This window comes from Photobacterium sp. OFAV2-7, assembly GCF_022347985.1.
Lineage (GTDB): Bacteria > Pseudomonadota > Gammaproteobacteria > Enterobacterales > Vibrionaceae > Photobacterium.
Genome location: NZ_JAKRFQ010000764.1, coordinates 1 through 2,583, shown reverse-complemented (window position 1 = coordinate 2,583; position 2,583 = coordinate 1). Strand labels below are relative to the sequence as shown.

2 protein-coding genes, 1 pseudogene and 1 riboswitch are annotated in these 2,583 nt (G+C 43.6%); of the genes and pseudogenes, 2 read left to right on the top strand and 1 reads right to left on the bottom strand.

Going from position 1 to position 2,583, the window contains the following annotated elements; genetic code table 11:
• Positions 1 to 331, top strand: a pseudogene (locus tag MHN01_RS24230) (hypothetical protein); the annotation flags it as partial.
• A 131-nt stretch (positions 332 to 462) separates the two neighbouring features.
• Positions 463 to 656, top strand: a riboswitch (FMN riboswitch).
• 149 nt (positions 657 to 805) lie between these two features.
• Complete coding sequence (gene ribB, locus MHN01_RS24225) at positions 806 to 1,483, top strand: 3,4-dihydroxy-2-butanone-4-phosphate synthase (RefSeq protein ID WP_239413932.1); 678 nt, start codon at positions 806 to 808, stop codon at positions 1,481 to 1,483.
• Positions 1,484 to 1,927: 444 nt separating this feature from the next.
• Here the strand turns inward: ribB and MHN01_RS24220 are convergent, their stop codons facing one another.
• Positions 1,928 to 2,569 (bottom strand): CatB-related O-acetyltransferase, encoded by a 642-nt coding sequence (locus MHN01_RS24220; RefSeq protein ID WP_239413933.1) that lies wholly within the window; start codon positions 2,567 to 2,569, stop codon positions 1,928 to 1,930.
• Positions 2,570 to 2,583: the final 14 nt, after the last annotated feature.

Genomic DNA, 2,583 nt, shown 5'->3' with positions numbered 1-2,583 from the left:
CAGGGAAGTATTCGATCAGTCATATTCAGCAGGTATCGTTTTCTTCTTTATTGGACTAGCTATTTGCACCTTATACTTTCTTGCAGGTTATGTAGCCTACGCCAGGACTGGTATCAATGAAGGATTACTGGCAGCGATTACCTCAGCTAATCGTAATGTACTGCTTACATTTACCGTTGCAGGCAGCTACCTGGGGCCCGATTTTTTGATCCTGATGGGGGCAATTCAACTACCTACCTATTGTTTACCTATGCTCGTCAAGTGGCTCAATCGCTATCTAAGAAAAAGTACTGTACTCAAGACATCAGCGTCCTCCAATGCTGATATCTAACGACCAAGGAAGCAGGTTGAAATCCGCGCGAACTCTGATGACAAATCACTCAGCGAGCCATCCAGTTCAAACTTATGCGCCAAAATCGACACTTTCTCTTGCTTGTATCGGTTGATTTCCCTAAGATTTCTTCGAATTCTCAGGGCGGGGTGAAATTCCCCACCGGCGGTAGTTCAAACAGCAGAGTCTGCCATTTGAAAAGCCCGCGAGCGCTTAACAGGCTGGTTACGCAATCAACCTGTTAAGGTCAGCAGATCTGGTCCAGTACTTACTATAAGTATCAATCCAGAGCCGACGGTTATAGTCCGGATGAAAGAGAATCGGTGATGGCCCTTGGCCATAAGCTTTTACAACACAATTGCTGATCTAAGTCGGCATTGTTAACTTTTCTTGTAAAGCTATTTTAGCATTTGCTAAAACGCTGACTTTTCACGCCCTGATTCTGGTATATTTTTTATTTGGAGTATGTTTACCATGAATCAGTCACTACTATCCCCTTTTGGTACGCCATTCGAGCGTGTTGAAGCTGGTCTTGATGCTATCCGCAATGGTCGCGGTGTTCTTGTCGTTGACGATGAAGATCGTGAAAATGAAGGCGACATCATTTTCTCTGCTGAAACACTTACTGCAGAACAAATGGCTATTATGATCCGCGAATGTTCGGGCATTGTTTGCCTGTGCCTGACCGAAGAGCGCGTCGAACAGCTAGAGCTTCCTATGATGGTTGAAAACAATACAAGTGCAAACCAAACTGGGTTCACCGTTACTATCGAAGCAGCCCATGGTGTAACTACAGGCGTGTCTGCAGCCGATCGTGTAACGACAATTAAGGCTGCTATTGCCGATAATGCAAAGCCTGCAGATCTGAGCCGTCCTGGTCATGTATTCCCGCTTAAAGCAAATCCGGAAGGTGTACTGGCGCGTCGTGGCCACACCGAAGCTACAGTTGATTTGATGCGTCTTTCAGGAATGAAGCCTTACGGCGTACTTTGTGAGCTGACAAACCCTGACGGTACAATGGCTCGTCTGCCAGAAGTGATTAAGTTTGGTGAAAAGTTCAACATGCCTGTACTGACAATCGAAGATCTTGCGGCTTACCGATTAGCAAAAGAAGTGGCTAACTCTGAACAGCCTGAAGCAATTACAGCTTAATTGGTAGGAACAAACACCAAAAAGCCGCGACAAAAACGCGGCTTTTTACCGGTTAACGCATTCAACATATTCACAGTAGGTATACCCTAATATTGTTATACCCCAGCGGCTGGGATGAAATAAATCAACACAGACCAAGCCGAAATCCATCCAGTTACCATAGCCACATCAACCCAATCACGACTCATACCAAATCTCCACAATTACTTAACTGACTACCTTTTATCGTCATAGGCTTATAAGTCTTTAGCTTTTTTTTACATCTTTCTATTAATTAACTGGATTAATTTTAACTTGCTCCCAAATATATTCCCTCTATGAATAAATAAAAATCGGAGTGCCATTTTTATGACACTCCGAACGGTGAGTTTCAATATTTTGACAGCATTTTCTGGTACTTAAGCGCTATTTCACTGCAGTTACCACACGAATAAAGCTAACAAGCTATTCATGTTCATAGTGCTTAATTGCTTTTTCAAGCGCCTTCAAATCTGAACTGCATAAATAAGGCTTCAGGGAATCAAACTTATCTTCAGGCCAGCTGTAGATATCAAATTCCATCAATTTATCTATCACCTCACGGGAAAAGCGATAACGTATGTGCTTAGCGGGGTTGCCTCCGACAATAGTATAGGGCTCAACGTTCTTGGTAACTACACTATTGGCGGCTATCACCGCTCCCTCACCTATTGTAACGCCAGGCATAATCATTGCCCGCATCCCAATCCAGCAGCCATCACCTATATGAGTATCACCTTTTCCGATATAGGATTCTTCAATATGCTCCATAAACGGGTAGAGAGAAAACCAATCAACCCGGTGGTTATGGTTTCCTCCCATCAAAATGACAACTTCTGCCGCGATACACACATAGTCACCGATATAGAGTTTATCGACTTCCCACCGTGTGGGCGCATCACGGGTTAGCTCATCACCGAGCAGGTAACGAACTACGGATTGTTCAAAGCCATCGTCCCAATAATCACTGTAATAACTGTGATTGCCCTTAACGACAATATTTTTATTAGTGACAACGTCACTGAGCAATTGAGTTTTTGTCCAAGTTTTATTTGTATGTTTTTTCATGGCATCGCCTATAT